A 22,757-nucleotide genomic window follows, 5' to 3' on the forward strand; every position below is an offset into this window, starting at 1 on the left:
CTGATAATGATCTGATATTAACCATTATCTACTCAGTAAATAATGGTTAATAAAAATATAAATATCTATTATGGTTAATGCGTATCTGAGAAAGCGTCAGTAAAATGAATTTGTCTGCCCGACGATAACGCTGTTGTCGTTTTTAGTGTTTTCTCCCTCTCCCCGTGGGAGAGGGCACCAGACCGCAGAGGGGTCAATCACTCTCCAAGCGTCGCCACCATCACCGCCTTAATCGTATGCATCCGGTTTTCCGCCTGGTCAAACACAATGCTCGCCGCCGACTCAAACACCTCGTCCGTCACTTCCATCCCGCCGTGCAGGTCGAACTCCTTCGCCATCTGCTTGCCGAGCGTGGTCTGGTCGTCATGGAACGCCGGCAGACAGTGCAGGAACTTCACGTCCGGATTGCCGGTGAGCGCCATCATCTGCGCGTTCACCTGATACCCGCGCAGCAGCGCAATCCGCTCCGCCCACTTCTCTTTGGCTTCGCCCATCGACACCCACACGTCGGTATAGATAAAGTCCGCGCCCTTCACGCCCGCCGCCACGTCTTCCGTCAGCGTGATTTTCCCACCGTGCTTTTCCGCCAGCGCGCTGCACTCTGCCACCAGGCTCTCTTCCGGCCAGCAGGCTTTCGGGGCCACCAGGCGCAGATCCAGCCCGGTCAGCGCCGCCGCTTCCAGCATCGAGTTGCCCATGTTGTTGCGCGCGTCGCCCGCGTAGACCAGCGTCATCTCGTTAAACGCCTTGCCCGGCAGGTGCTCCTGCATGGTCAGCAGGTCCGCCAGCAGCTGCGTCGGGTGGAACTCATTGGTCAGCCCGTTCCACACCGGTACGCCCGCATACTGCGCCAGCGTTTCGACGACTTCCTGGCCGTGGCCGCGATACTGAATGCCATCGTACATCCGCCCGAGCACGCGCGCGGTGTCCTTAATTGACTCTTTATGCCCAATCTGGCTGCCGCTCGGCCCTAAATAGGTAACGCGCGCGCCCTGGTCAAATGCGGCAACTTCGAAAGAGCAACGGGTACGGGTCGAGTCTTTTTCGAAGATGAGCGCGATGTTCTTACCGGTAAGCTTCTGTACTTCCTTGCCATTTTTCTTATCGGCTTTGAGCTGTGCGGCAAGGGTCAGCAGAGAAGTGAACTGTGCAGGGGTAAAGTCGAGCAATTTCAGAAAGTGTTTCTTGTACAGATCAGACATTTTATCCTCACATGGCGAACGCCACTTATTGAATTAAAATTCACTTTATATGTGTAATTATTCATTTGCAACCCCGTTTCACAAATCTTTCCAACAAAGGTGGAGGCAAACCCGTCCGTGTGTGAAAATAGAAGTATCTGCCGCACTTTAAAGAGGATTGAGCCATGGCAAACCCGGAATTACTGGAAGAGCAACGCGAAGAGACGCGTCTGATTATTGAAGAGCTGCTGGAAGACGGTAGCGATCCGGACGCGCTGTACACCATCGAGCATCATTTCTCTGCGGATGATTTCGACGCGCTGGAAAAAATGGCCGTGGAAGCCTTCAAGCTGGGTTACGAAGTGACCGAGCCGGAAGAGCTGGAAGTGGAAGAGGGCGACACCGTCATCTGCTGCGACATCCTGAGCGAAGGCGCGCTGAAGGCGGAGCTGATCGACGCGCAGGTAGAACAGCTGATGAACCTGGCCGAGAAGTTTGACGTGGAATACGACGGCTGGGGAACCTACTTCGAAGATCCGAACGGTGAAGACGGCGAAGAAGGCGACGACGAAGATTACGTCGACGAAGACGACGACGGCGTGCGTCACTAAGCGTTTCAGGCGGTGGCGCGCGCCACCGCTTTTTCAAGGCAGAACCATGGATTACCCGCAGATACTCGCCCCCGTACTCAACTTCCTCCAGTGCCCGACCCCGCAAGCATGGATTGATAAAGCCCGCGACCCGGCGAACCTGCCGCTGCTGCTCACCGACCACATGGTGTGCGAGCTCAAGGCCGCCCAGACCGCGCTGCTGCTGGTGCGCAAATACGTCGCCGACGAAAGCGGTGCCGACGCGCTGCTCGACTGGCTCAAACCCTACGAACAGTTCACCTTCCGCGACGGCCCGGAGCCGGACTTCATCGCCCTGCACAAGCAGATTGGCAAAAGCGTGATGCCCAAAACCGACGACCCGTGGGGCCAGGCGCTCATCGACAGCATGGTGCTGTTGATTAAAGAGGAGCTGCATCACTTCTGGCAGGTGCGCGAGGCGATGCTGGCCCGCGACATTCCGTACGTCAAAATCACCGCCAGCCGCTACGCCAAAGGGATGCTGAAGGAAGTGCGCACCCATGAACCGCTGACGCTGATCGACAAGCTCATCTGCGGCGCCTACATCGAAGCCCGCTCCTGCGAACGCTTCGCCGCGCTGGCCCCGTTCCTCGACGACGACCTGCAGAAGTTCTATCTCTCGCTGCTGCGCTCGGAAGCGCGCCACTATCAGGACTACCTGACGCTGGCCCAGCAGGTGAGCGACGACGATATCTCACCGCGCATACAGCTTTTTGGCGAAATTGAAGCCACACTTATCTCGACACCGGACAACGAGTTTCGCTTCCACAGCGGCGTGCCGGTGTAAACCGGCATAGCGAAAGGATAAGGATGCGAGATGAATAAAACGTGGACCCGTATTGTGATTGTCGTCGTCGCGGCCGCCGCCGTGGCGTTCTGGGTATTCTTTGATAAGCAGCGCGCCCCCGAACACCAGATTGATACCACCCTCAACGCGATGCCCGCCTGGCAGGTGATTAAGGAGCAGGAGCCCGCGCTGCATCAGCGCATCCTCGACCAGATGGCCGCCCTGCAAAAGGCCGGCGAGCCGGAGCAGCAGATTATCGACACCATCCAGCCGCAGATCCTGCATCTGCAGATGTCGCGCCTGCAAAACGCCCCGGACGCCAACGTGGTGAACTACATGACCATCAACATGGAGCAGACCGCCGCCATCCAGAAGGTGAGCGACGACGCCTGCTTCCGCTTCCTCTACCCGATGGTGAAGGGCGGCGTGAACCCGATGCGCATGCTGGATAAAGACCTGATGACGCGGCGCATGCAGGCCGACGCCGACATGATGCGCGCGGCCTACGGCAAAAACCGCCACACCGTGACCCCGGCCGAACGCGAGGCGGCTGTCGAGGACGTGCGGCCGATTATGAAGGAACTTGCCGATAAGTACGGCGAGGACATCCAGCTGCTGCAGATGCCGGAGAAGGCCGCGGGCAAAGAGAAGCTCTCTTGCGATATGGTGCAGGAGATGTGGGCGAAGGTGCTGGCGCTGCCGGAGCAGAAGGCGGCGGGTGTGATTCGGCTGGCGGTGTCTGAGCTGGAGTGACAAAGGGCGCTGGTTTTTTGGGCACTTAGCGTGGGTTTCGCGCGTCGTCGCTTGCATGGCGGCGCGCGACAGGTATAATCCACAACGTTTCCGCATCCCCTTCAGTGCCGAAGTGGCGAAATCGGTAGACGCAGTTGATTCAAAATCAACCGTAGAAATACGTGCCGGTTCGAGTCCGGCCTTCGGCACCATCGGAACATCAATAGACGTCAACGGACGTCTTTTTTTGTGCCTGAAATCCAGTATCTGCAAGGCTTTCCTCGCTTTTTAACTCAACCTACGTCAACCTGATTCAATCTACATCAACTTACTGATGCGGGTACAACTGCGGGTATATCCTGGTTCGATAATGTTTGTACCCACACAGAACCCTTGAAAGGATACTCATCATGGCACTGAGTGATGTAAAGGTTCGTTCGGCAAAGCCTGAAGCAAAAGCCTATAAACTTACTGATGGTGAAGGCATGGTTTTGCTGGTTCACCCTAACGGTTCTAAATACTGGCGACTTCGTTATCGCTTCGGCGGCAAAGAGAAGATGCTGGCGCTGGGGAAATACCCCGAAGTCTCGCTGGCGGATGCACGGGCTCGCAGGGATGAGGCCCGTAAGCTATTAGCGAATGGCGTCGATCCTAGTGAGAACAAGAAAGTCGTTAAGGTAGAGCAGGAGCAAGAGGCGATAACATTTGAAGTGGTTGCCAGAAACTGGCACGCCAGCAATCAGAAGTGGTCTGCATCACATAGCGCTCGTGTGTTGAAAAGCCTGGAAGATAATCTCTTTGATGCTATCGGAAAGCGGAACATTGCGGAACTGAAGACTCGGGATCTTCTTGTACCCATCAAAGCTGTGGAATCATCCGGACGACTCGAAGTCGCCGCCCGTTTACAGCAACGTACTACTGCCATTATGCGGTTTGCTGTGCAGAGTGGTTTAATCGGCTACAACCCTGCACAAGAAATTGCCGGTGCAGTTGCTACGGCGAAAAGACAGCATCGCGCTGCACTTGAGCTTAATCGCATTCCTGAACTACTTAATCGCATTGATCACTACTCTGGCAGACCGTTAACCCGACTTGCTGTCGAACTTACCTTGTTAGTCTTTATCCGCTCGAGCGAGCTGCGATTTGCCCGTTGGTCAGAAGTGGATTTTGAAACTGCTATGTGGACGATACCAGGAGAGCGTGAGCTTCTGGAAGGAGTCAAGCATTCTCAGCGTGGTTCGAAGATGCGAACTCCCCATCTTGTACCCTTATCACGGCAGGCCTTAGCTATTTTGGAAAAGATCAAAAGCATGAATGGGAACCGAGAGCTGATCTTCGTTGGCGATCACAATCCGCGTAAGCCCATGAGTGAGAACACGGTGAATAAGGCGCTGAGAGTGATGGGTTATGACACGAAAACGGAGGTCTGTGGGCATGGATTCAGGACGATGGCTTGTAGTTCATTGATTGAATCGGGTCTATGGTCGAGGGATGCCGTAGAGCGTCAGATGAGTCATCAGGAACGTAACTCTGTGCGTGCGGCCTATATCCATAAGGCGGAACATCTGGGAGAGAGGAGACTGATGCTGCAGTGGTGGGCGGATTATCTGGATGCTAATCGGGAGAAGGGGGTTAGTCCGTTTGATTTTTCGAAGATTGATAGAGTGAATCGACAGAGCGATAGTTCCGCTCTGTAAAATTTACTTCTTAAAGTTGGGAAGCTAAATAAAAGGACGCCTGGCCGTAAAGATGGCTAAGCGTCTTTTGATCCTGGGATTGATAAAGATCGATATTGTGCGATATCGATCCTTACCTCACTTTTTATTATTTTATTACAGTAGCTTGTGGTCATATGCGGTGTGGCTCAGACATGAAGTCATTTTTTAGAACAATTGATAATTCAGGTCAAAATCTAACTGTGAAAAATGGAATAATTCAGTTTTTCAACGCTACTGCTTCAAAATATCGATTGCTGAAGGGCTCTTGTTTCGATAAAGCAAGATGCAAGAGTTTGTAATCCTGTACCACCAGTGCGGCCTGGCATTAGCAACACAGTAAATTCTATTGCTGACTCCCCCTTACCAATCCTAAGCGGAAGGCAATCCAAGCTTGTCGAAAAATGCCCGGTTACGCTCTCTAGCCGCTTTTACTAATTGATCAAAACTAATCACTTCAATATAGGCATGGGAAGGTTCGTTATAACCGAAATAGCCCATTCCATCAGATGTTATCCGCAGATTGGCTCGACGACAGCGCCGGTGCATGGATTCAGTAAGGTCACAAAGTACATAACAATATCCCGGTATATCATTATTTCCCGGAATTGGGCGACCGGATTTTGTAGTTACTTTACCCTCGCGTATCCGCTCTAAATAACTGAGAGCCTGATCAATAGGGTCTTTATCTTCACCTTCTCGCATATCATTACGCATGGGGCGTTTAATTTCGATAACTGTGATGGCGGCAAGTGGAAAGCTGATCTGGTCGTTAACAAGAAGTGGATTATCAAATACTCTTAGGCTGAGTAAGTCTGGCTCTTTGGTTGATTCATTACCAGTGATTGGCGTAGAATTGAGCGTTTTATCAGAAGCCAAATAGTTATGAAATGCCAAGCGCTCATCAATTAGCCAAAGGTTACAAGAGTCTAGGAAAACCTCGACAGAATCCTTGCGCATAGGCATGATTAGTTCGTGAATCATATCTTCACGGGCGTACTTTCCGTCCTCTAGTCGCTCAATAGATTTTTGTAACAGGTCGATAATAACCTTGCGGTGTGAAACGTAATTGGCAAGATCTGATTTTTTAATGTCTCCTGCTTTGCGTAGGTAGTCGCCTAACCGTTCTTTATATTCTTCTACATGCTCCTTATTCTGAGGCAGCATGATGTCATGGCCTTCGCTCACCAACTGACGCTCCACCTCATACCACTGAGCATGCAGATGTAACTCCAGCTCTTTGTCTGATTTTTCTGGGTCAACGATCAAAAATTCTTCTGCAACATAATTGGCAATGGGGCGATAGCGTGGAGCATGATTGTTGATAAAATCATCCACTCGTCTGCGGCCAGCCGACACGTTTTCTGCCAGAACATCTTGCAGGTACTCTTTGGTACGAATCAACACGGCTTCTCTAATGTCTTTAAAGCTTACTTCGTTGAGCATGTCCTCAACATCTTCAGCAATATCAAACGAGGTACGCTCACTACGCACATGTTGGTTCAGGTAGTCGGAGGATATGTAGCATGTATAAGTAAACTCACCGGAAACGTCAGAAATTTTTCCGTACAGTCCAGGAATTTTTCCTTGAATGGACTCTTCTTTAACCAGCCGATTAGCTGCACAGAGTGCCAGTTGGTGTTTTTTATTAACGGATGCACGAAATTTGATATGAGTTAATTCGAACTGGTGGCCACGAATTTTTATTGTTTCGAGAAAGGCGCTGGCATGCATATGCTCTTGGAGCAAAAGATCTAGGTCAAACACTTCGTCCGCGTCTTCTAGAAGTATCTTAGGTGCGCTTCCTTGTCGTACGAAATACCATAGAACATGTTCCAGCAACTGATTGGCTATGGACTGGCCTTTTGCAGGAACCTGCTTTCGAAAGTTTTCATCAAAATCAAGCAGTTTTATAATAGTGCCAGGTTTTTGGTATGTGGCTTCTAAAACCTTTTCACCGTGGACTCCCGATTTATCGTCGAAGCGGAATATGCGTTTTTTAAGCTCACCATCAACATCAAAAAAGTGGCTTTCCACTTCGACCAGACCAAACACTTTGAGCCACATCAGGCGGCCAACACCCCTGCACCCCTTATCAATTTTGTGGTCAGAATCTAGGGTTTCAAATGACTTAAAGTTGGCTTCGTCAAAACCACAGCCATTATCAATTATAGTGAAGCCGATGATTGGTGATTGTGATTTTGCGTCTAAATCTAGACTGCCTTGAGTGGTGCGATTAATGCGAAGAACAATCTTTCCATCAGTGGTGTTATTAGTCTCCTCAATAGAATGAATGGAGTTTACCACCGCCTCAAATACTGGCATTAGGCCGTGACTCTTAGGTAATGAAGTATTTCGTAAGCGGCCTTTTAAATTTGTTTGTAGGCTCACGGCGCAGCCTCCTCATTGTCATCGCTATTATCGAGAAACTTGTGCAGTTGCTTTAACTTGAGTAAGAGCTCATCAAATGTGGTGATTTGTACGTTCTTCGAATTACGTCGGTACATCTCAAAAGACTTCTTCTCGTCTTCATCACTCGGTATCTTACCAATTACTAAAATACAGTGAATAGCATATGATTCAATGTCATAAATTCGATTGTTATTTTTAATCATAGCGATATTTTGCTGAAGCTGATAACACTGATCGAGTATTTGTGTTACAGAGCCTGTAAGTTCTGTGGAAGCGGAGTATACTGAGCCTCGATAGGGCGTTTTGTTCAGTAAGGCGGAAGAAGGTTTTTTAATTTCAATTAAAGCTAAGTTGTTCGTGATACCATTTTTTATTAGATAGTCCGTTATTTTTTCGCCATCCCCCGTCAAGCGTTTGCCGCCAACACTTGCTTGGTCTGATATTTTTATTGCCGGGTAGCCGAAGGCAAGACTCAAGATAAATGGGTTCTGATTAAATAGTTTCTGCCAGGTATCTTCTTTAGTTTTTGTGTTTAGCAAGCCTTCATAAGAATCAATCAAACGCTCTAATGAGACCAACTCGATATCATTTTTCAACTTGGCCAAGGTGAGTGAGTCAGTTTGTTTTACCACTGATTTGTCTTCCGTGACTAGGCTCATAGCTGCTTGTTTATCAGTATCCGTTATCTTGATCCGAAGCATCTTGCTAATGGTGTCATTATCTGTAGGCAATCGTTTTTGTTCGTTTCCCAAACGATGGGCGATATGGTTGTAAGCGGCTGTTGCTTTTGTAATACGGGCAACTTTCCTTGCTCTTTCTGTAATGCGGTTACAAGCACGGCGCATTTCATCATAATCATTTAAATTAAGAACAAAACATTCATCATCAGTATCGCCCGTTTCCGCCATATTAATCAGAAGGCATTGGTGATCCGTATGCTCTTCAATAGCTGAAATTATCGCACGATATTCTTTTGTCAATCCTAGGCCATAGCGAATGTCTTTGATAAAACCTGCTGGTAGAAATTGTAAACATTCAGATACCTCGCCCTTTGTATAGGGTGCAGAGTCAAGGTTAACTTCGATACCAATTTCATTTATTTGGTCATACTTCTGGCTCAAGTAGTTAGGATGGGTAGCTAGAGTATATATGGGGAAAACCGAGATAAATCCATCCTGACCGCTAAATAGAGCAATCTTTCTTTTATACTTACTGGGATCAACCGAATCTATTCCTGCTTCTTCAAGCTCACTTATACTCGGAAGATAGAATACTTCCGTGCAGTTTGGGAATACTTCTTCAATCTCAATATTCAGATCTTCAGGTCTGAAATATTCAGGTAATAGCTTGGCCATATTCTCTCCTTAGAACTCGCCTTTGAAAGCAGAATCTAGAATTGATGCTTTTAAGCTTTTTAAATAAGCCAATTTGCCCTCTAGTTCATTACTTGCTTCGTTAGTTTTCTCAACTAAACCATCAAGAGATTCACATATAGATACTTGTTCATCTAATGACGGCAAATGGAACGCAAAGCTAAATAAATGGTTGCGGTTGACTTTTGGCATTCCGGCTCGACTGGAGCCTTCTATTGCATATTGAGTAAATTGTTCAGATAGCAGAAGATAGAACAAAAAATCTCTCGTCATCTTTTCCCTAACAGGTGTGAGCGGATAAATATCTGCACTACAAATACCTGATATCATTGGTCTAGCGACTTTCATTAAATAAGGTCGGATCTTGCTATACAAAACCATACTTGTATCAAAAGGAAATTTTCCTGAAATCAGTTGCTCTTCTTTTGCTGTTTTTACATTTATTAGTGAGCCGCTAAACTGTGTGATGTTAGCCCCACCAATATGGAACATATCTAAGTACTGTTCTTCCCTTGGGTCACATAGTTTTGAGGTAATCTGGCAAACATCATTCATTCTAACCCACTCCCAATTCTCACGTGGGGTCAGCATTGAATTCAAAGAGCTTTTCAACAGAGTATCAGCCAGTGTGATGCTTCCTTGCAAATGCTCAATGGTTGCATCGATCCGGGTGAGAAGTGCATCAAGTTTCTCGACGATGAATTTTTGTTCTGAAATTGGAGCTACTGGAACTGGAGTGCTCTTTAGTTTTTTAATATTCGTTCGAGTAATTGCTGCACCAGAAATATCTCCCAAGAGAAAGTTCTGCCCAACATGTGACTGGAGGTAATAGTTCAAGTATTTAGGCAAAATGACTGAACGTTTTTGCTTGATCAATGCGACACTAGACAAGAGAGAAAACGGCTCATCTAATTCGTTTAGGCAGCACGTTCCAGTCATCGCACCATCTTTTGTCAATAACTGGTCTTCAACTTCAGGGGCGCATCTTGCGTAAATTTCATTGTGAATGTCTTGATCAATATATGAGATATCATCCAGCTTCATTCCATTATTTTTGATATTCTTGGATGTGACGTATTTAAATCTGCCTGGTTCCCATTCTGAGTATTGAACCTTTGGGCTGTGATGGGTTCCGTCAGTAATCTTTTCAGATACGTCATCAAGGGTCTTCCAGAACCAATTTTTAGGCAGTGAATATTGTAACTGTTTCATGCTTATTTACCCGCCAAAAGGTCTTCAATTTCATCTAGTAAACTAGATATCAGCTTTTCTTTAGTGCGAATCTTTTTAAGGATATCGCTTGGCGCTAAGTGTTCAGCATCTTTCAGTTTGGCTGGATTTTTGGCAGATAGGTCATAATCTTCAGCCAACTTGCTAGCTGAAACCGTCCACGAATTTTCTGTGGCTTCCCGCCTGCTATATAGCGTAACAAACTCTTTCAGATGGTCATCAGTGATTGGTTTGTTTTTGGTTAGCTTCTGATCTGGTTCGCACTCGTAATACCAAACATCGTTAGTGCCGCCGCTGCGTTCAAAAAACAGTACGTTGGTTTTTACGCCGGAATACGGCAAAAAAACCCCAGCAGGTAAGCTTAAAATGGTGTGTAGGTTAAAGTTTTCCAGCAGTTCTTGTTTTACCTGTTTAAATGCGCTATTGGTTTGGAATAACACACCTTCTGGTACTACGACCGCCGCCTTGCCGCCGCTTTTTAGGGTCTTCATAAAATGTTGTAAAAACAGCAATTCGGTGGCGTTGCTTTGGATAGGGAAGTTTTGCTGAATCTGTGACTTTTCTTTGCCGCCAAACGGCGGATTGGCCAGAATAATGTTGTAACGGTCTTTTTCCTGAATATCGCGAATATTTAGGGTTAAGGTGTTACCACGGAACAGGTTGGGTGATTCGATGCCATGAAGGATCATATTCATCATCCCCATCACATAGGCCAACGAGGTTTTTTCATAGCCGAAGAAAGTATCGCGCTGAATGAAATCCCATTGCTCGGTGGATAGTTCGTTCTTTTTGCTCTTCAGATGTTCAAAGGCTTCGACCAAAAAACCGCATGAACCTGCCGCCGCGTCGTAAATGCTTTCTCCGGGCTTGGGGTCTATCGCCTGCACCATAGCGCGCACTACAGGGCGAGGGGTATAAAACTCACCCGCATAACCACCAGCATCGCCCATGTTTTGCAATAAGCCTTCGTAGACCAGTGAGAGCTCGAACAAATCGGACTCAGATTGGAAGTCCAGACTATCCACAATATCCAGCACTTCGCGCAGGGTATGGCCAGAGACCACTTTGTTATCAAGATACTGAAATATAGCGCCAATTTTGTAGATGAACGACTTTGTATCTGCGCCATTTACGGTTACGTTGGCGAAGCTTTTCAGGTAAGGGAAAAGCTGACTGTTCACATAATCGGTAAGATCATCTCCTGTTTTGGCGCGCGCCAAATCCAGCTTGCCATCGGCTGTCTTGGGGCAAGCCCAGGTTGTCCAGCGGTGCTCCTCATCCAGTACGGGTTGATAGTTTTTGCCGGACAATACTGCTTCGTCTTCTTTTTCGGACTCGTAATCATCGAGAAACTTCAGGAACAATACCCATGAGGTTTGTTCTGTGTAATGCATGGCACCGCTGATACCATCGTCACGGCGCAGAATGTCGGTAATACGGTCAATTTTTGGTTGCAATGACATATTTACTATTTCCCGATGATAAAATCATACATACTTTTGATGTCTTCGCTTATTTCGCTAGGATGCATCATGGATATATATTCTAACAGCAATTCCCGATTTAACCCATAGGGAGGTGCATCAACATTCTCAATAAATGGCGACAGTATGTTTTTTACAAATCTTGATGGTAGTGAAGCAAGATAGTGATTGTAAACTGGACCGCTGGTAATAGTTGTTATTTTCCCTTTGGTTACTTCTTTGTCTTCTATTAACAATTGATAGTCATTATTTTTATATTCTAGTAAGTAATCACTGCTATAGCCTTCACGTAAATATGAAGCTTCAGGTAATCTATTTTTATTATTCAATACAGCAACACAACCGCCGAGTGCGGAATAAGAAAGAAGATAGTGTTTTATTTCACGTCTCCGCCAGCTTAAAACACTTGTTTTAATATTGTTATCACTTCCTATTTTTATACCCTGCACTATAAGAGGTGACTCATCAGTACCTATGCCATCTATAGGGAGATTATCTCTATCACACACTAAGAAAATATCTTTGGTTTTTATGTCCAAACCTTCGCAAAATTTGATGAAATTTTGTACCCAGGAAATTTTTGACTCTGCAAATTTAGCGTTGTGTGTATTCCAGCCAGAGTTAACCTTAACTACTGCGACTTGATCAAAAAGGTGATCAAATGTTGCATCATAATCAAAATCAGGTACGCCGATTATTCTTTTATATTGCTTGTAAAGCTCTTTAAAAATAAACCAATCATTGGTATCATCAATGAGTACTATTTTTTCATAATACGTCAAAGCTCGAAATTCAGATTTTTTTATATTTGATAACTGTGCGAGTCGAGTAATTAATTCACCAGAGTCAGAAGGAAGGTAAATTTTACCTTTATTTATAATTCTTATGTTTTCAACGCCCACGCAATATATTGAATCTAGTAGGTGTGTTGTCGAAATTGTTTTTCCTTTAGTTTCTTTTAGGCAATTCCAAAATCTTTCGACGTTTTTAAAATGAAGATGAGAGTCTGCCTCATCAAAAATAAATATAGTTTCTTCACTATCGAATAGATCAATGATTGAATATAAAAAAAGAATTTGAAACTCACCATCACTTAAGTCTCCGAGCTCTAGACCATTTTTTAAAAATAAAGAGGACGCTTCTTTATCCAAAAAATTAGTGTTATGACAAGCTCTGATAAAGAAACCTATCTCTGGATCAAAAGTTATCTTTGATGCATCACCATCCTCTAATCGCTCAGTGTCAAAAGATACGGATAGCACATCATCTTGACGTATATCAAAAACATTTTTCTTGATTGGTTCATCAAAGTCATATTGATCCTGTATACAATTTTCAATAAAACTTTCCAGTGTGCGATGAAATGCGGTCTGTCTTATCGTGTTCGTATCTCCTCTGACCTCTCTGTTTAGAGCGTCTTGAACTTGCCTAACATATTGTGAGTCTACCCGAAAGGCAATTTTCAGAATACTTGTGGTGTCCAACCCATCGACTACATCGGCATAACCGGAGCTGATGAGAAATTGTCTAACCTTGCCTGATTTTTTTATAGAACTTGCAAGGAATATCAATAACTTAGACCATGATTTATCGAAATAGAAACAAGAGAATTGCAAATTATTCTCATCTGTTTTTGTCTGTCTTAAATAGCGAAGGAATTCATTTGAAAACTTCTCGTTTTGGCCAGAAGAGAAACAAACAATCTTTTGACCTGTATAGTCTTTTTTAGAGAGTTTTTGATTGAAAATTGATTGGAGAACACTTGACTTCCCTGAACCATTTTCACCAATTAAAGTGGTAACTTTATTGAGGTATATTGTTTGTGGATGATCGTATAATACATTAGGTATTAAGTTTAATTCCATTTTAGTTCACATGATAAAGTTGCTGTTGTAATTGTTTAAATGCTGCTAATACAAATGCAGGTTTACCGCCAAAAGCTATTGAAGCGTCTTTGATAGTACCCAAACCCGAGAGCTCGATCAGTGCAGGTAGGCGCTCTCTGGATAATTCCATAACGCCAATCTTCTCATAACGACTCAAAACAAAGTGCAGAAATTTATTAGCTCTGTCCTGTGGATACTGAGCAAAGAAAACAGTATTCGACCGAAGCGCCTCAACTCTGGATTTACGCGTTGCCATCGGTCTTTCAAACGCTAAAAATGCTAGTAGATCGAATATGTCACAGTCGTCGGCCTCGAACATGCGACGCAGAGCGGATAGCTGCTCTGTGTCAAAGCCAGCTTGTACCAGTTTGGTTAGCAGTTGTTCGCGTAAGTCAGGGTCTGACCAAATATCTCTGAGTTCATCGATACTTTTGAATAGTCCTGGCAATTGTTGAATTAGCCGTTCGACAAACTCCTGAATCGAGAGAGGCTTACCGCTCTCGTCGATATAGCGAGTTTCAATATCGATGACCTTGAGTTCACGGTGTTTACCGAGTTTTACTTTCAGTCTTGGGCGTGATTCGCTTGGTTCAGATTCTGTCCTATCTCCACCTTCTGGTAGCTCGGGGGAATAGGGCGGCGGTGTAGGTTCTCTGGTTCCGCCCGGCTCTGGAGCTTGCGGCTCGCCATCCCATTCTTCGTCATAGAAGTTATTAGTCGCACCACGAAAATCCACGATGGTGAAGTAGTCTTTACCGTCGAACACTCGAGTACCACGACCAACAATCTGTTTGAACTCCACCATTGAGTCTATGGTTCGATCCAGCACTACGTTGCGTACGTTACGGGCATCAACTCCGGTAGTGAGCATTTGTGATGAGGTAATAATGGTAGGGATGTTTTTGTCATTGTCCTGAAATTTTTCCAGCAGTTCGCGACCGATCTTGCCTTCGTCACTGGTGACCCGTACACAGTAATGCGGATCTTTAACTGCTTTGTTTTTATTAATCATGTCGCGCATGGTTAGCGCATGATTTTGGTTTTCACAGAAGACAATAGTTTTATCCAGCGGGTTGATGTTTTGCAAAATTGCTTTCGCAACCAACTCAGTGCGTTCATCTACAATGATTTTGCGGTCGTAATCTTCGACCTGATATAAATCTTGACTAGATTCACCTTCGACGATGACATCATCATTGGTGAGAACTAATTCATCCAAATTAGTTCTAATGCGCTTAACCCGGTATGGTGTGAGAAAACCGTCGTTGATACCATCCTTTAGTGAATACACATAGGCAGGCTGGCCAAAATATTCATAGGTGTCCACGTTGTCTGAGCGTTTTGGTGTGGCAGTCAAACCCAAATGCACAGCGCTACTGAAGTGATCAAGAATTGCTCGCCAGGAACCAGCTTCATTGGCAGCACCTCTGTGACATTCATCAATCAATACAATGTCAAAGAAATCTTTGGGATAGGCTTTATAGTAGCCATCAATGTTTTCCCGTTCCGCAATCGCCTGATAGATCGCAAAAAAGATGTGTGCGTTGGTGGGCACCACGCCATTGCGCTTGCGAACTTCCTCCCCATTAATTTTAATCAAATCTTTTTCATAGGGGTTGAAGGTGTTAATGGCTTGGTCTGCAAGGATATTACGATCGGCCAGAAACAGAATGCGTGGTCTGCGCGAACCGGGGTTGTCGCGGTTCCAGCGAGCCTGAAATACTTTATGAACGATTTGGAAGGCAATGAATGTTTTACCAGTGCCAGTAGCTAGTGTGAGCAAGATTCGGGATTTACCCTCACCGATTGCGTCTGTAGCGGAATGGACTGCCAGTTCCTGGTAATAACGTGGTTGCATTGCTCCTTCCAGGTGAAACGGGATGTTTCTTAGTTCTTGACTTAATCCCGTAGTTTCACTTGTATAGCGTTTTTCTAGCTCTACAGGTGTTGGATAGAACTCAATATAGTCGCCTTTGCCTGTTTCCAGATCGAATTCGTAGGTTTGCTTACCGTTGCTTGAATAGACGAAACGAACGCAAAGCTTCTTAGCGTAGTCGATGGCTTGTTGCAGGCCTTTCGTAGGATGCTCGGATTCTTTTTTAGCTTCCACCACTGCCAAATAGCGACTGTCTTTATGAAGCAGATAATCCACAAAACAACGCCGCCCACGCACACCACCTGCCATCTTTCTACCGTCGGTGAAGTAATGCTCCCGGCTGATGTTGCTCGATAGCCAACCAGCTGAAACCAAAGCTGGATCAATATAGTTCGCTCGAGTATCTGCTTCAGAGGCCATTAGGCTGCTCCTTAGTCATTTTGGCTTGGCATCAATTCCAATAGCTCACCAACAGTGCAATCGAATAGTACGCAGATCTGCTTAATGGCATTTAGATCTACCTTCTGTGCCGTCTCTTTATAGAGCAGGGTCACTGTAGCGCGGCTGAGCCCAGTTTCCCTGGCAACGTCTGCAATGCGCAATTTGTGTTCGCCCATCATTCGGGCGAGGTGGCAGCGGATCATGGCTGTGACTCTGGGTATAGTGGTAACTTAAGAGAATACCACGACTTACTGATTTACAAAGTGTTTTGTGAGTTGAAGTTGAATTTTGACGTTTAAACTACGTTTTTAGGTATTGGTAACAATAGGGCTGGCAAAGAAATGACACAGATTGAAGATCGTCGAGTTGGCTTAACTAAGGACCCCTATTAATTGATAACTCTTTGCTAGTTAAAATCTTTGTATCATTTGTCAAATGTACCAGACCAAACAAAAATTATTGCGAACGATACCGCATCGTGGCCAATGCTTAACCATATGTTGCATTTATATCAACGATATCAATAAATTTTATTCAGTCATGGGATGAGCAATGGACAGGAACACTCAGGGATTTGCATCATAACCAACTGCGAGAACAAATACCTCATTTCGCAAACGTCACCGGTATCGTCAGGGTATCAAGGTCATTCATTTCTGTGCTGTAGATATGTTCTCCGCACTCCGGGCAACACCGCTGACCATGATAATCACGTTGACAGAGTACGCAGAAGTAATCTTTTTCTGAAGGTGCTATGACGGATACATCATCACGTTCAATAAGTGCCTTCACTGCCTGCTCAAAGGCTGATATTGGTTTGTACTGCGAAATAACACGGTATTCACAGTGCATCAACCTGTGTACTTCTGCTTCTTCTAGGTGATGTTCAAAATAACCGCCGCAGTCATGCGTCCAGTGTAAGCGCAGGGGATTGTTGCAGGAACGACAGTACCAGGCTCCCCGCGATCGCGGGCTTAAGTTTCTGGTGTGAGCGACTTGGCCCTTGTGGTCAAGGGCGGTACGAATTGTGCGAAATTGCATGGTGTAAATCCTGTGATGATATCGAGATGGCAAGTGGCAGATAGCGCAGCCTCATTCTGCGCAACGTTCAGTGCTGTGGTCACCGGTCCGGCAGTTCTGGCAGTAACGTTCACCGTGGTAATCACTGCCACAACCGCAACAATTCCATTCGGCCCTGCATACCAGCGGTAAGACTTCCGGCACATAGCGACGCAGCATGCGTATCCGTCTGGTTTCTTTCGGCTCAGGGCGTACGTATGGGCAGTGGTGGCGCCCGTTCTCGGTCAGGTCTTCCCGGGTATGCTCGAACCACGGGCGGTTAGTGGCCCATTCCGGGTGGAATACCAGAGCGCTGCCGCAAAGGTGGCAGGTGTATCGGTCGTAAGGATGAAGCTGTGCAGTGACCGCGCCCGTGAGGCGCTGATTGCCGTCAAGCGCGATAAAAGATTTGGCGTATATCGTCATAGTATTGGTCCTTTGCCATACGACAGGGGGCAGTGAGCCGTCCCGGGTAGGGCAGCAGTGCAGGTCATACAACTGGTGGCGTTAATTCAGATGGGGAATGTGATTCCGTTCGATAGATTACTGACGGGACTGCGCGATGCGTTGCTGTAGCCAGGCTTCCACTTCGCTTTCAAGCCAGCGAGAGCTTCTGCCCAGCTTAATTGGCTTCGGGAATTCCCCCGATGAAATCAGTTTGTAGAACCATTTGTCCGTTAAGCCGGTCAGTTTTGTGATAAACGCCATATCGACAAATTTGTCGTTAAGAAGACTGGCAGGAGTGGTCATCGTTTTTCTCCGTTGGTGGTAAGGGAGAAGAAGTCAGGGATGCGAATGGTGCAGACTTCTTCAAACGATGAGGGACTGGCGTAATTTTTTATTCGCTGATGGCACACCTGCGACGTCTACCACCCACCGCAGGAGCGGGAATGTCACTCAACTGGCAAACCACTTTCTCGCCCTTCTGGTCCTGCTTGCTCAGGTAGCTCAGAATGTACAGCATGCCCTTACGGCCTTTCATATCACTATGCGACGTCACCCGCTCGCCCTGCACTTTGTAATACGTCTGAGGCGTACAGCGGTAAGCACAGCCTTCCTCTCTTGTTATCTCACTCCAGAGGGTTTGCAGGGTTTTAAAGGTCGGCCATATCTTCCGATGCTTCTGACCGTTGAGATAAAACGCAGCGTGGATGTGATAGCCATGCTGTTCGGTATATTCAAGTACCCAGGTAAACCCGACAAGCCCTGTTATCGTGTTACACCGCTGGAGTAACAGAATCATATCCGCCGTCGTGGAATGTTTATCAGCGTGGCACCAGGCATTGCTGTCTACCCGGTAGTAGAAATCAACCCGGAACATGAGCAATTTGGAATAGCGTGCAAATAATTCTGAGAGATGATGACGCTGGTAACGTTGTAGCGTGCGGTGCTGGGCGTAGTTAAGATTGGTATCGGTAATGTTGTGGTAAGCCATATGTCGTTTCCTGGTGAATACTTGTCACGGGAATGGACGCAGACTTCAGATTTGACGGATGTATATATCACGAGGTTCAGTAGCGATATGTCGATCTGATGGAAGGCCATTGCTGGATAGCATCAGTCATCAGCATTGGGATAATGTGATAACAGCTAGGGGGAAGCGAGGATTATTAGAAATATATATTCTTTAGAAACAGTATTATTTACCTTAATGACAGCGTATGCCGGATCAACAACACAGCATCGAAACTACTCAATTTATCGTAAGGAAACACCGTTTATGCGTCATTTTTTGACAACTTACCGGGACTCAATCCTCGCACTTACAGGGATCATCATTGCCATTATCTCACTTGGGTTCGCTATCTGGCAGGGCAGAGAGGAAATCAGGCACAACCATATTTCTGTCGAACCGAGAATAAATGCCTATTTCTCCAATGATGGGCGAAAAAATCAGTGGGGAATTTATGCCATCAACAACGGTATGGGAACGGCCTTTGTTAACAGGGTGGTCGTGATGGTCAATGGTAAACCCGTGGAGCCCGTTGACAACAATATCTTCTTTGGAGCAGTTCTGGCACTCGGCCTTAACGCTAAATGTTTTGTGATTGGTGGTCCGCGTCCGAATGATTCCTTCAAGGTTGGAGAAGAAATATTTCTGGTTGAGGCAAGAGGGTCAGATAAAAACTGTGCTGAAGACCGACTACGAGTGAAGTGGGCTTCACAAGATCCACATCTGCTGGACTTTGTGCTGGATACGGAATCCATCTACGGTGATAAATTTCGTTATACCTATTCTCAGAACCGTCAGGTAAAACTGGATTAATGGCTGGAAACACATGAGTGCGGTCTGCCACTCACCGCCGGTGCTGGAACTGAGCTGACTCATATCCGGCTTTCTGTCCGCTGCGAGGGCTTATCCAAAAAGCTCAGGATTCATTGTATGCCCTCCAGTCCTCTGTAGTCGGAAAAGTTCACGTCTCGTTCGCCTCTTACAGAGTCGTGTCCTTTAGGCTCGCATAGCCTTCTTCATCCACGATGCCCTTCCACAGAAACTGTATGGGCTCCCGGAAGCACCAGACCTTCCTGTAACGCTGACCATTGAGATAAAACGCAGCATGGATCTGGTAATGATGATCTTACCCGCATTCCAGCTCCCAGACGTTACCCACCAGCCCCGATAGTGTCGTATATCGTTCCGTCAGCCAGATCATATCTGGCGACCAGTTGATTCACGTCACCTGATTAACATCACCACGCATTCACGAAAGCTGCCGTACAGGTGTTATATGACGCAAATCAAACCGTCACTTACGATAATTTTATGATAAATGCATATAGTAAGAACAAACTTAAATGTATAATTTATTGTTTTGTAAGTGTTTTTTGTAGTTATGCATTGTGTGATATTCGCATTGAATCACGCAAAAATAATCATGAAAGACATATATAAGCAAGCACAAAGTCCCTTTAAAAACATGCTAAATCTGCAATGTATTTGTAAATTAAAACCATTACAAATTGAGTATTATATCGCTTTTTTCATAGTAAATTCCTTGTATGCTTGCCGTTGTAAATCATACATTTTTTATCAGAGGAAGCAGGATGAACAGGCATGTTGAAGTAAGGTCTATCAGAGAGGGTGTCTATATTTTGTGGTATCTCGGCTATACTGATTTAGCCAGCTTGTATGCATCAGGGAGTGAGAGAGAACTTCTCCGTTTCAATGGAGCCATTAACAGACTTATTGAGCAAAATTTAACAGAAAATGATAAATCAGAGATCATTCAGAATTTTCTAGAAAACCAGGGGATGTACAGAAAGTACTGTGTTGATGAAACAATTGCATCCTGGTTCTCTCACGATGAAAAATCCAGTGTCTTTTTTTGGCTTTATCTTTTAAAAAAATTCAGAGAGCAACGGCTTGGTGATGAGATCATATCACTTGCTGGCAACAGTTATTATGACAAAAAAATAGTATGTGATAAAAGTAACTCAAGAATTACCGTTAATGAACTTCCAATCCGAACGCCAGATAATCCAAAGAAGTGTTTTATGGCTGGATTATATATTCTTGACCTGCTCAGCTTTTCACCTGACAAGTTGCAACGTACACTCGACGAAATAAAAATCGATTACTCGCATATAAGAGACCTCCGCCGAAAAGATTTCGCCTGGTTTACAGATGCTGGGCCGGAAGATGTCAAATGGGTCTGGAAACAGTTTAATGGTCACCCGAACTTATTAAATAACATAAACAAGTGGGATCTTAGTGAGTCTCTTCTGTCTCAGGCTATACCATTACTTTACTACTTATGGGATGGTCGAGAAGACACGAAAGTTCTTTACCTTAATACATTGCGTAAGCGTTACGCAAATATGAAACATCGTAAGAAAGTTGCCGATAAGGCACCGGTTAATATTCGTATTTCTCCAGGTGCTAAAAATACGCTGGTCAAACTGGAGAAGCGTTTTAACCGTAACAGGGCTGATGTCATTGAATATTTGATAGAAAAAACCTGGTCTGAGCTGAATCAGAAAAACTAAAAAAGTATCAGTTATATATCACCTTACTGAATTCCCTCCCGTTTATATTTAACAGGCCATCCCCTCCGGATGGCCTTTTTTCATTCAGAGGCCGATATGAAACATCCCTCAGGATATGCCCTTATCCGCCGCCATCTGCGGCGTTATCCGCACGCGCTGCGCCAGCATCTAATCCAGGAACTTAACCGTCTGGTCACTTATGAACCGGTGATTGGCATCATGGGTAAAACTGGTGTCGGTAAATCCTCGCTGTGTAACGCGCTGTTCCGCAGTGAAGTCTGTGCAGTCAATGCAGTGGAGGCCTGTACCCGCCAGCCACAGCGTGTACGGCTACGTTTCGGTAATCATTTCCTGACGCTCGTTGATTTACCCGGCGTGGGTGAAAGTTTTACCCGTGACGGTGAATATCGTGAGCTGTACCGGGACCTCATGCCGCAACTCGATATGGTGCTGTGGGTGCTCAAGGCCGATGACCGGGCTTATGCGGTAGAAGAGCAGTTTTATCGGGACGTGTTCGTGCAGTACTGTGGGCCGCAGCCGCCGGTGTTATGGGTGCTCAATCAGGTGGACAAAACCGAACCGGCGGAGCAGTGGAACTGGTTATCGGCTCAGCCCGCGGCGTTACAGGCTGAGCGTATTGTACAGAAGCAGCAGGCTGTAGCCCGTCAGTTAGGGATTGCTGAGCAGGATATTCTGCCGGTCTCGGTGCGGGGGCGTTATCGCCTGTCACGTCTGGTGGAAGCGATGATTACCCGCCTCCCAAAGCAGGCCCGCAGCCCGCTGGTTCCCCACCTGCAGAACGGGTATCACACCGAAGCCATCATCAGCACCGCCAGCAGCAGCTTTGGCGATGCCGTGGTGGAAGTGATTGATAAAATTATTGATCTGGCCCCGCTACCACAGGTGGCTCGCATTGCGCTGCAGTCTGTAACACACACTGTCGCCCGTGCGGCACGCTCCCTGTGGGGATTTTTCTTCGGTTAGACACTTCGCTTTCGATGAATGGCCTTATCGGTTTCGATAAGTTTTCTTGTTTCATTACGATCGATTTTGTCGATCGAGCCGATCGATATTCATCGTTGTACATGATTAATCCGGTAGCCACATAATCCACAGGGCATTATGTGATTTGTTAATTTTAATCATCAAAATCAATGCGATGTATCGCTGGGATTGTCACGCATTAAGGGAAGTATATGCCGTTAATTCTGTTATGGGGCGCGCTGGCGCTGTTGCTGGGTTTCGTGGCGTCCGCTAACGGACGCTCGTTCTGGGGCTGGTTCATTCTCGGTCTGATAATCGACCCGATACTGGCGGGGCTGCTGTACTGGCTTATTGCAAGGGACCGCACATGAAAACATTTCTGCGTCTGTTCGGTAAGTTAACCCGCTGGTACATCACCCTCATTATCTTTATGGCCTGCCTGCTGTTCATTATCACCACCCTGGGCAATATGGCTGGCTTCTGACAGGACACTCCAATGAAAAATAAACTGTTTATTTCATTTTTACTGACTTCAGTGCTGACGCCTTCTGTCTCGCATGCGTTTGGCAACCGTGATAGCTGGGTAAGTGGCTATGCCCAGGGAACGTCTGAATACACCATCCTCGGTAAAGGGCAATCACAACTATACCTCGCCTGTGACAGTTCCGGCTCACAGCCAGCGACCATTATCTTCACTGACGTGAACGGCCATCAGGTCAGGATAGACAGTGGCCAGACACTTACCATGAGAATTGATAATGCTGAAGAAGTGAATATCAGCGAGAGCGAGTCTCATGTGGGGTCTGACAATGTGATGTGGGCATGGAACAAATTACGCACCGGCAAACGTGTTGTGGTTTCAGGTAGCGGGGTAAAACCTGTCACTTTCACTTTAGCGGGGGCTGCTGCAGTTCTTCCTGCGTTCGGTGACAACGGCTGCGTGCCCGGATTTGCACTGTAGTTCTGCCTCACACTTACAGG

Annotated in this window: 22 protein-coding genes and 1 tRNA gene; 10 read left to right on the forward strand and 13 right to left on the reverse strand. The window is 46.2% G+C overall.

The window, feature by feature from the left end; genetic code table 11:
* Positions 1-197: 197 nt before the first annotated feature.
* Together argF and argL are read right to left on the reverse strand one after the other, a co-directional pair.
* Complete coding sequence (argF, locus tag ACEPLT_RS02450) at positions 198-1,202, reverse strand: ornithine carbamoyltransferase (protein WP_010427327.1); 1,005 nt, start codon at positions 1,200-1,202, stop codon at positions 198-200.
* Positions 1,172-1,267, reverse strand: a complete 96-nt coding sequence (gene argL, locus ACEPLT_RS02455) for a putative translational regulatory protein ArgL (protein WP_213014347.1) — start codon at positions 1,265-1,267, stop codon at positions 1,172-1,174. Before argL ends, argF begins: the two co-directional genes overlap by 31 nt.
* Before the next feature lie 99 nt (positions 1,268-1,366).
* Here argL and rraB point away from each other — a divergent pair, with 99 nt between their 5' ends.
* From rraB to ACEPLT_RS02480, 5 genes are all read left to right on the forward strand, one after another.
* Positions 1,367-1,792: a ribonuclease E inhibitor RraB gene (gene rraB, locus ACEPLT_RS02460; RefSeq protein WP_008501374.1), complete on the forward strand. Its 426-nt coding sequence runs from the start codon at positions 1,367-1,369 to the stop codon at positions 1,790-1,792.
* Between the two features lie 46 nt (positions 1,793-1,838).
* Complete coding sequence (gene miaE, locus ACEPLT_RS02465; RefSeq protein ID WP_045908070.1) at positions 1,839-2,597, forward strand: tRNA isopentenyl-2-thiomethyl-A-37 hydroxylase MiaE; 759 nt, start codon at positions 1,839-1,841, stop codon at positions 2,595-2,597.
* 30 nt (positions 2,598-2,627) lie between these two features.
* Positions 2,628-3,350, forward strand: coding sequence for a topoisomerase II (locus tag ACEPLT_RS02470; RefSeq protein ID WP_232928579.1), 723 nt, complete (start codon positions 2,628-2,630; stop codon positions 3,348-3,350).
* Between the two features lie 106 nt (positions 3,351-3,456).
* Positions 3,457-3,541: transfer RNA gene (locus ACEPLT_RS02475), tRNA-Leu, on the forward strand.
* A gap of 198 nt (positions 3,542-3,739) precedes the next feature.
* Entirely contained in the window at positions 3,740-5,026 is a 1,287-nt protein-coding gene (locus ACEPLT_RS02480) for a tyrosine-type recombinase/integrase (protein ID WP_048294082.1), read from the forward strand.
* A gap of 390 nt (positions 5,027-5,416) precedes the next feature.
* Here the strand turns inward: ACEPLT_RS02480 and ACEPLT_RS02485 are convergent, their stop codons facing one another.
* The 11 genes from ACEPLT_RS02485 to ACEPLT_RS02535 form a co-directional block, all read right to left on the reverse strand.
* On the reverse strand, positions 5,417-7,435 hold the full coding sequence (locus tag ACEPLT_RS02485; RefSeq protein ID WP_196557803.1) for an ATP-binding protein: 2,019 nt from the start codon (positions 7,433-7,435) through the stop codon (positions 5,417-5,419).
* Positions 7,432-8,811, reverse strand: a complete 1,380-nt coding sequence (locus ACEPLT_RS02490; protein WP_196557806.1) for a Shedu immune nuclease family protein — start codon at positions 8,809-8,811, stop codon at positions 7,432-7,434. Before ACEPLT_RS02490 ends, ACEPLT_RS02485 begins: the two co-directional genes overlap by 4 nt.
* A gap of 9 nt (positions 8,812-8,820) precedes the next feature.
* Positions 8,821-10,041, reverse strand: coding sequence for a restriction endonuclease subunit S (locus ACEPLT_RS02495; protein ID WP_196557808.1), 1,221 nt, complete (start codon positions 10,039-10,041; stop codon positions 8,821-8,823).
* Between the two features lie 2 nt (positions 10,042-10,043).
* Positions 10,044-11,522, reverse strand: a complete 1,479-nt coding sequence (locus ACEPLT_RS02500; protein WP_196557809.1) for a class I SAM-dependent DNA methyltransferase — start codon at positions 11,520-11,522, stop codon at positions 10,044-10,046.
* A 5-nt stretch (positions 11,523-11,527) separates the two neighbouring features.
* Entirely contained in the window at positions 11,528-13,408 is a 1,881-nt protein-coding gene (locus ACEPLT_RS02505) for an AAA family ATPase (RefSeq protein WP_196557811.1), read from the reverse strand.
* 1 nt (position 13,409) lies between these two features.
* The gene (hsdR, locus tag ACEPLT_RS02510; RefSeq protein WP_196557813.1) at positions 13,410-15,725 is read right to left on the reverse strand and encodes an EcoAI/FtnUII family type I restriction enzme subunit R; all 2,316 of its coding nucleotides are present in this window, start codon (positions 15,723-15,725) and stop codon (positions 13,410-13,412) included.
* An 11-nt stretch (positions 15,726-15,736) separates the two neighbouring features.
* Positions 15,737-15,949 carry a helix-turn-helix domain-containing protein gene (locus tag ACEPLT_RS02515; protein WP_032616279.1) on the reverse strand — a complete coding sequence of 71 codons (213 nt, stop codon included), beginning with the start codon at positions 15,947-15,949 and terminating at the stop codon, positions 15,737-15,739.
* Positions 15,950-16,352: 403 nt separating this feature from the next.
* Positions 16,353-16,787: a putative zinc ribbon protein gene (locus ACEPLT_RS02520; protein WP_196557815.1), complete on the reverse strand. Its 435-nt coding sequence runs from the start codon at positions 16,785-16,787 to the stop codon at positions 16,353-16,355.
* Positions 16,788-16,838: 51 nt separating this feature from the next.
* A complete protein-coding gene (locus ACEPLT_RS02525; RefSeq protein ID WP_174159340.1) occupies positions 16,839-17,231 on the reverse strand; it encodes a putative zinc ribbon protein in 393 nt (130 codons plus the stop codon).
* A 117-nt stretch (positions 17,232-17,348) separates the two neighbouring features.
* Positions 17,349-17,555, reverse strand: coding sequence for a helix-turn-helix transcriptional regulator (locus ACEPLT_RS02530; protein ID WP_032616280.1), 207 nt, complete (start codon positions 17,553-17,555; stop codon positions 17,349-17,351).
* Positions 17,556-17,643: 88 nt separating this feature from the next.
* Positions 17,644-18,240 carry an inovirus-type Gp2 protein gene (locus ACEPLT_RS02535; RefSeq protein ID WP_196557817.1) on the reverse strand — a complete coding sequence of 199 codons (597 nt, stop codon included), beginning with the start codon at positions 18,238-18,240 and terminating at the stop codon, positions 17,644-17,646.
* Positions 18,241-18,525: 285 nt separating this feature from the next.
* On the opposite strand from ACEPLT_RS02535, the gene ACEPLT_RS02540 reads away from it, so the two are divergent.
* The 5 genes from ACEPLT_RS02540 to ACEPLT_RS02560 all read left to right on the forward strand — a co-directional run bounded on the left by ACEPLT_RS02540 (position 18,526) and on the right by ACEPLT_RS02560 (position 22,737).
* Entirely contained in the window at positions 18,526-19,071 is a 546-nt protein-coding gene (locus ACEPLT_RS02540) for a hypothetical protein (RefSeq protein ID WP_447088322.1), read from the forward strand.
* 779 nt (positions 19,072-19,850) lie between these two features.
* On the forward strand, positions 19,851-20,792 hold the full coding sequence (locus tag ACEPLT_RS02545; protein ID WP_196557821.1) for a hypothetical protein: 942 nt from the start codon (positions 19,851-19,853) through the stop codon (positions 20,790-20,792).
* Positions 20,793-20,888: 96 nt separating this feature from the next.
* Positions 20,889-21,776, forward strand: a complete 888-nt coding sequence (locus ACEPLT_RS02550) for a GTPase family protein (RefSeq protein WP_196557823.1) — start codon at positions 20,889-20,891, stop codon at positions 21,774-21,776.
* A 212-nt stretch (positions 21,777-21,988) separates the two neighbouring features.
* Positions 21,989-22,147 (forward strand): hypothetical protein, encoded by a 159-nt coding sequence (locus tag ACEPLT_RS02555; protein WP_196557825.1) that lies wholly within the window; start codon positions 21,989-21,991, stop codon positions 22,145-22,147.
* Between the two features lie 125 nt (positions 22,148-22,272).
* Positions 22,273-22,737, forward strand: coding sequence for a hypothetical protein (locus ACEPLT_RS02560; protein ID WP_196557827.1), 465 nt, complete (start codon positions 22,273-22,275; stop codon positions 22,735-22,737).
* The last annotated feature ends 20 nt before the right edge of the window (positions 22,738-22,757 follow it).

Source organism: Enterobacter sp. fkY84-1 (assembly GCF_052974705.1).

What these genes read in the sequence shown, in the direction of transcription:
- ACEPLT_RS02545 (WP_196557821.1), top strand. Translation starts at nt 19,851, where the DNA reads ATGAACAGGCATGTTGAAGTAAGGTCTATCAGAGAGGGTGTCTATATT.
- ACEPLT_RS02535 (WP_196557817.1), bottom strand. Translation starts at nt 18,240, where the DNA reads ATGGCTTACCACAACATTACCGATACCAATCTTAACTACGCCCAGCAC.
- ACEPLT_RS02470 (WP_232928579.1), top strand. Translation starts at nt 2,628, where the DNA reads ATGAATAAAACGTGGACCCGTATTGTGATTGTCGTCGTCGCGGCCGCC.
- ACEPLT_RS02500 (WP_196557809.1), bottom strand. Translation starts at nt 11,522, where the DNA reads ATGTCATTGCAACCAAAAATTGACCGTATTACCGACATTCTGCGCCGT.
- argF (WP_010427327.1), bottom strand. Translation starts at nt 1,202, where the DNA reads ATGTCTGATCTGTACAAGAAACACTTTCTGAAATTGCTCGACTTTACC.
- ACEPLT_RS02525 (WP_174159340.1), bottom strand. Translation starts at nt 17,231, where the DNA reads ATGACGATATACGCCAAATCTTTTATCGCGCTTGACGGCAATCAGCGC.
- ACEPLT_RS02540 (WP_447088322.1), top strand. Translation starts at nt 18,526, where the DNA reads ATGCGTCATTTTTTGACAACTTACCGGGACTCAATCCTCGCACTTACA.
- miaE (WP_045908070.1), top strand. Translation starts at nt 1,839, where the DNA reads ATGGATTACCCGCAGATACTCGCCCCCGTACTCAACTTCCTCCAGTGC.
- ACEPLT_RS02480 (WP_048294082.1), top strand. Translation starts at nt 3,740, where the DNA reads ATGGCACTGAGTGATGTAAAGGTTCGTTCGGCAAAGCCTGAAGCAAAA.
- ACEPLT_RS02560 (WP_196557827.1), top strand. Translation starts at nt 22,273, where the DNA reads ATGAAAAATAAACTGTTTATTTCATTTTTACTGACTTCAGTGCTGACG.
- ACEPLT_RS02505 (WP_196557811.1), bottom strand. Translation starts at nt 13,408, where the DNA reads ATGGAATTAAACTTAATACCTAATGTATTATACGATCATCCACAAACA.
- ACEPLT_RS02530 (WP_032616280.1), bottom strand. Translation starts at nt 17,555, where the DNA reads ATGACCACTCCTGCCAGTCTTCTTAACGACAAATTTGTCGATATGGCG.
- ACEPLT_RS02515 (WP_032616279.1), bottom strand. Translation starts at nt 15,949, where the DNA reads ATGATCCGCTGCCACCTCGCCCGAATGATGGGCGAACACAAATTGCGC.
- ACEPLT_RS02550 (WP_196557823.1), top strand. Translation starts at nt 20,889, where the DNA reads ATGAAACATCCCTCAGGATATGCCCTTATCCGCCGCCATCTGCGGCGT.
- ACEPLT_RS02490 (WP_196557806.1), bottom strand. Translation starts at nt 8,811, where the DNA reads ATGGCCAAGCTATTACCTGAATATTTCAGACCTGAAGATCTGAATATT.
- rraB (WP_008501374.1), top strand. Translation starts at nt 1,367, where the DNA reads ATGGCAAACCCGGAATTACTGGAAGAGCAACGCGAAGAGACGCGTCTG.
- ACEPLT_RS02495 (WP_196557808.1), bottom strand. Translation starts at nt 10,041, where the DNA reads ATGAAACAGTTACAATATTCACTGCCTAAAAATTGGTTCTGGAAGACC.
- ACEPLT_RS02555 (WP_196557825.1), top strand. Translation starts at nt 21,989, where the DNA reads ATGCCGTTAATTCTGTTATGGGGCGCGCTGGCGCTGTTGCTGGGTTTC.
- argL (WP_213014347.1), bottom strand. Translation starts at nt 1,267, where the DNA reads ATGAATAATTACACATATAAAGTGAATTTTAATTCAATAAGTGGCGTT.
- ACEPLT_RS02520 (WP_196557815.1), bottom strand. Translation starts at nt 16,787, where the DNA reads ATGCAATTTCGCACAATTCGTACCGCCCTTGACCACAAGGGCCAAGTC.
- hsdR (WP_196557813.1), bottom strand. Translation starts at nt 15,725, where the DNA reads ATGGCCTCTGAAGCAGATACTCGAGCGAACTATATTGATCCAGCTTTG.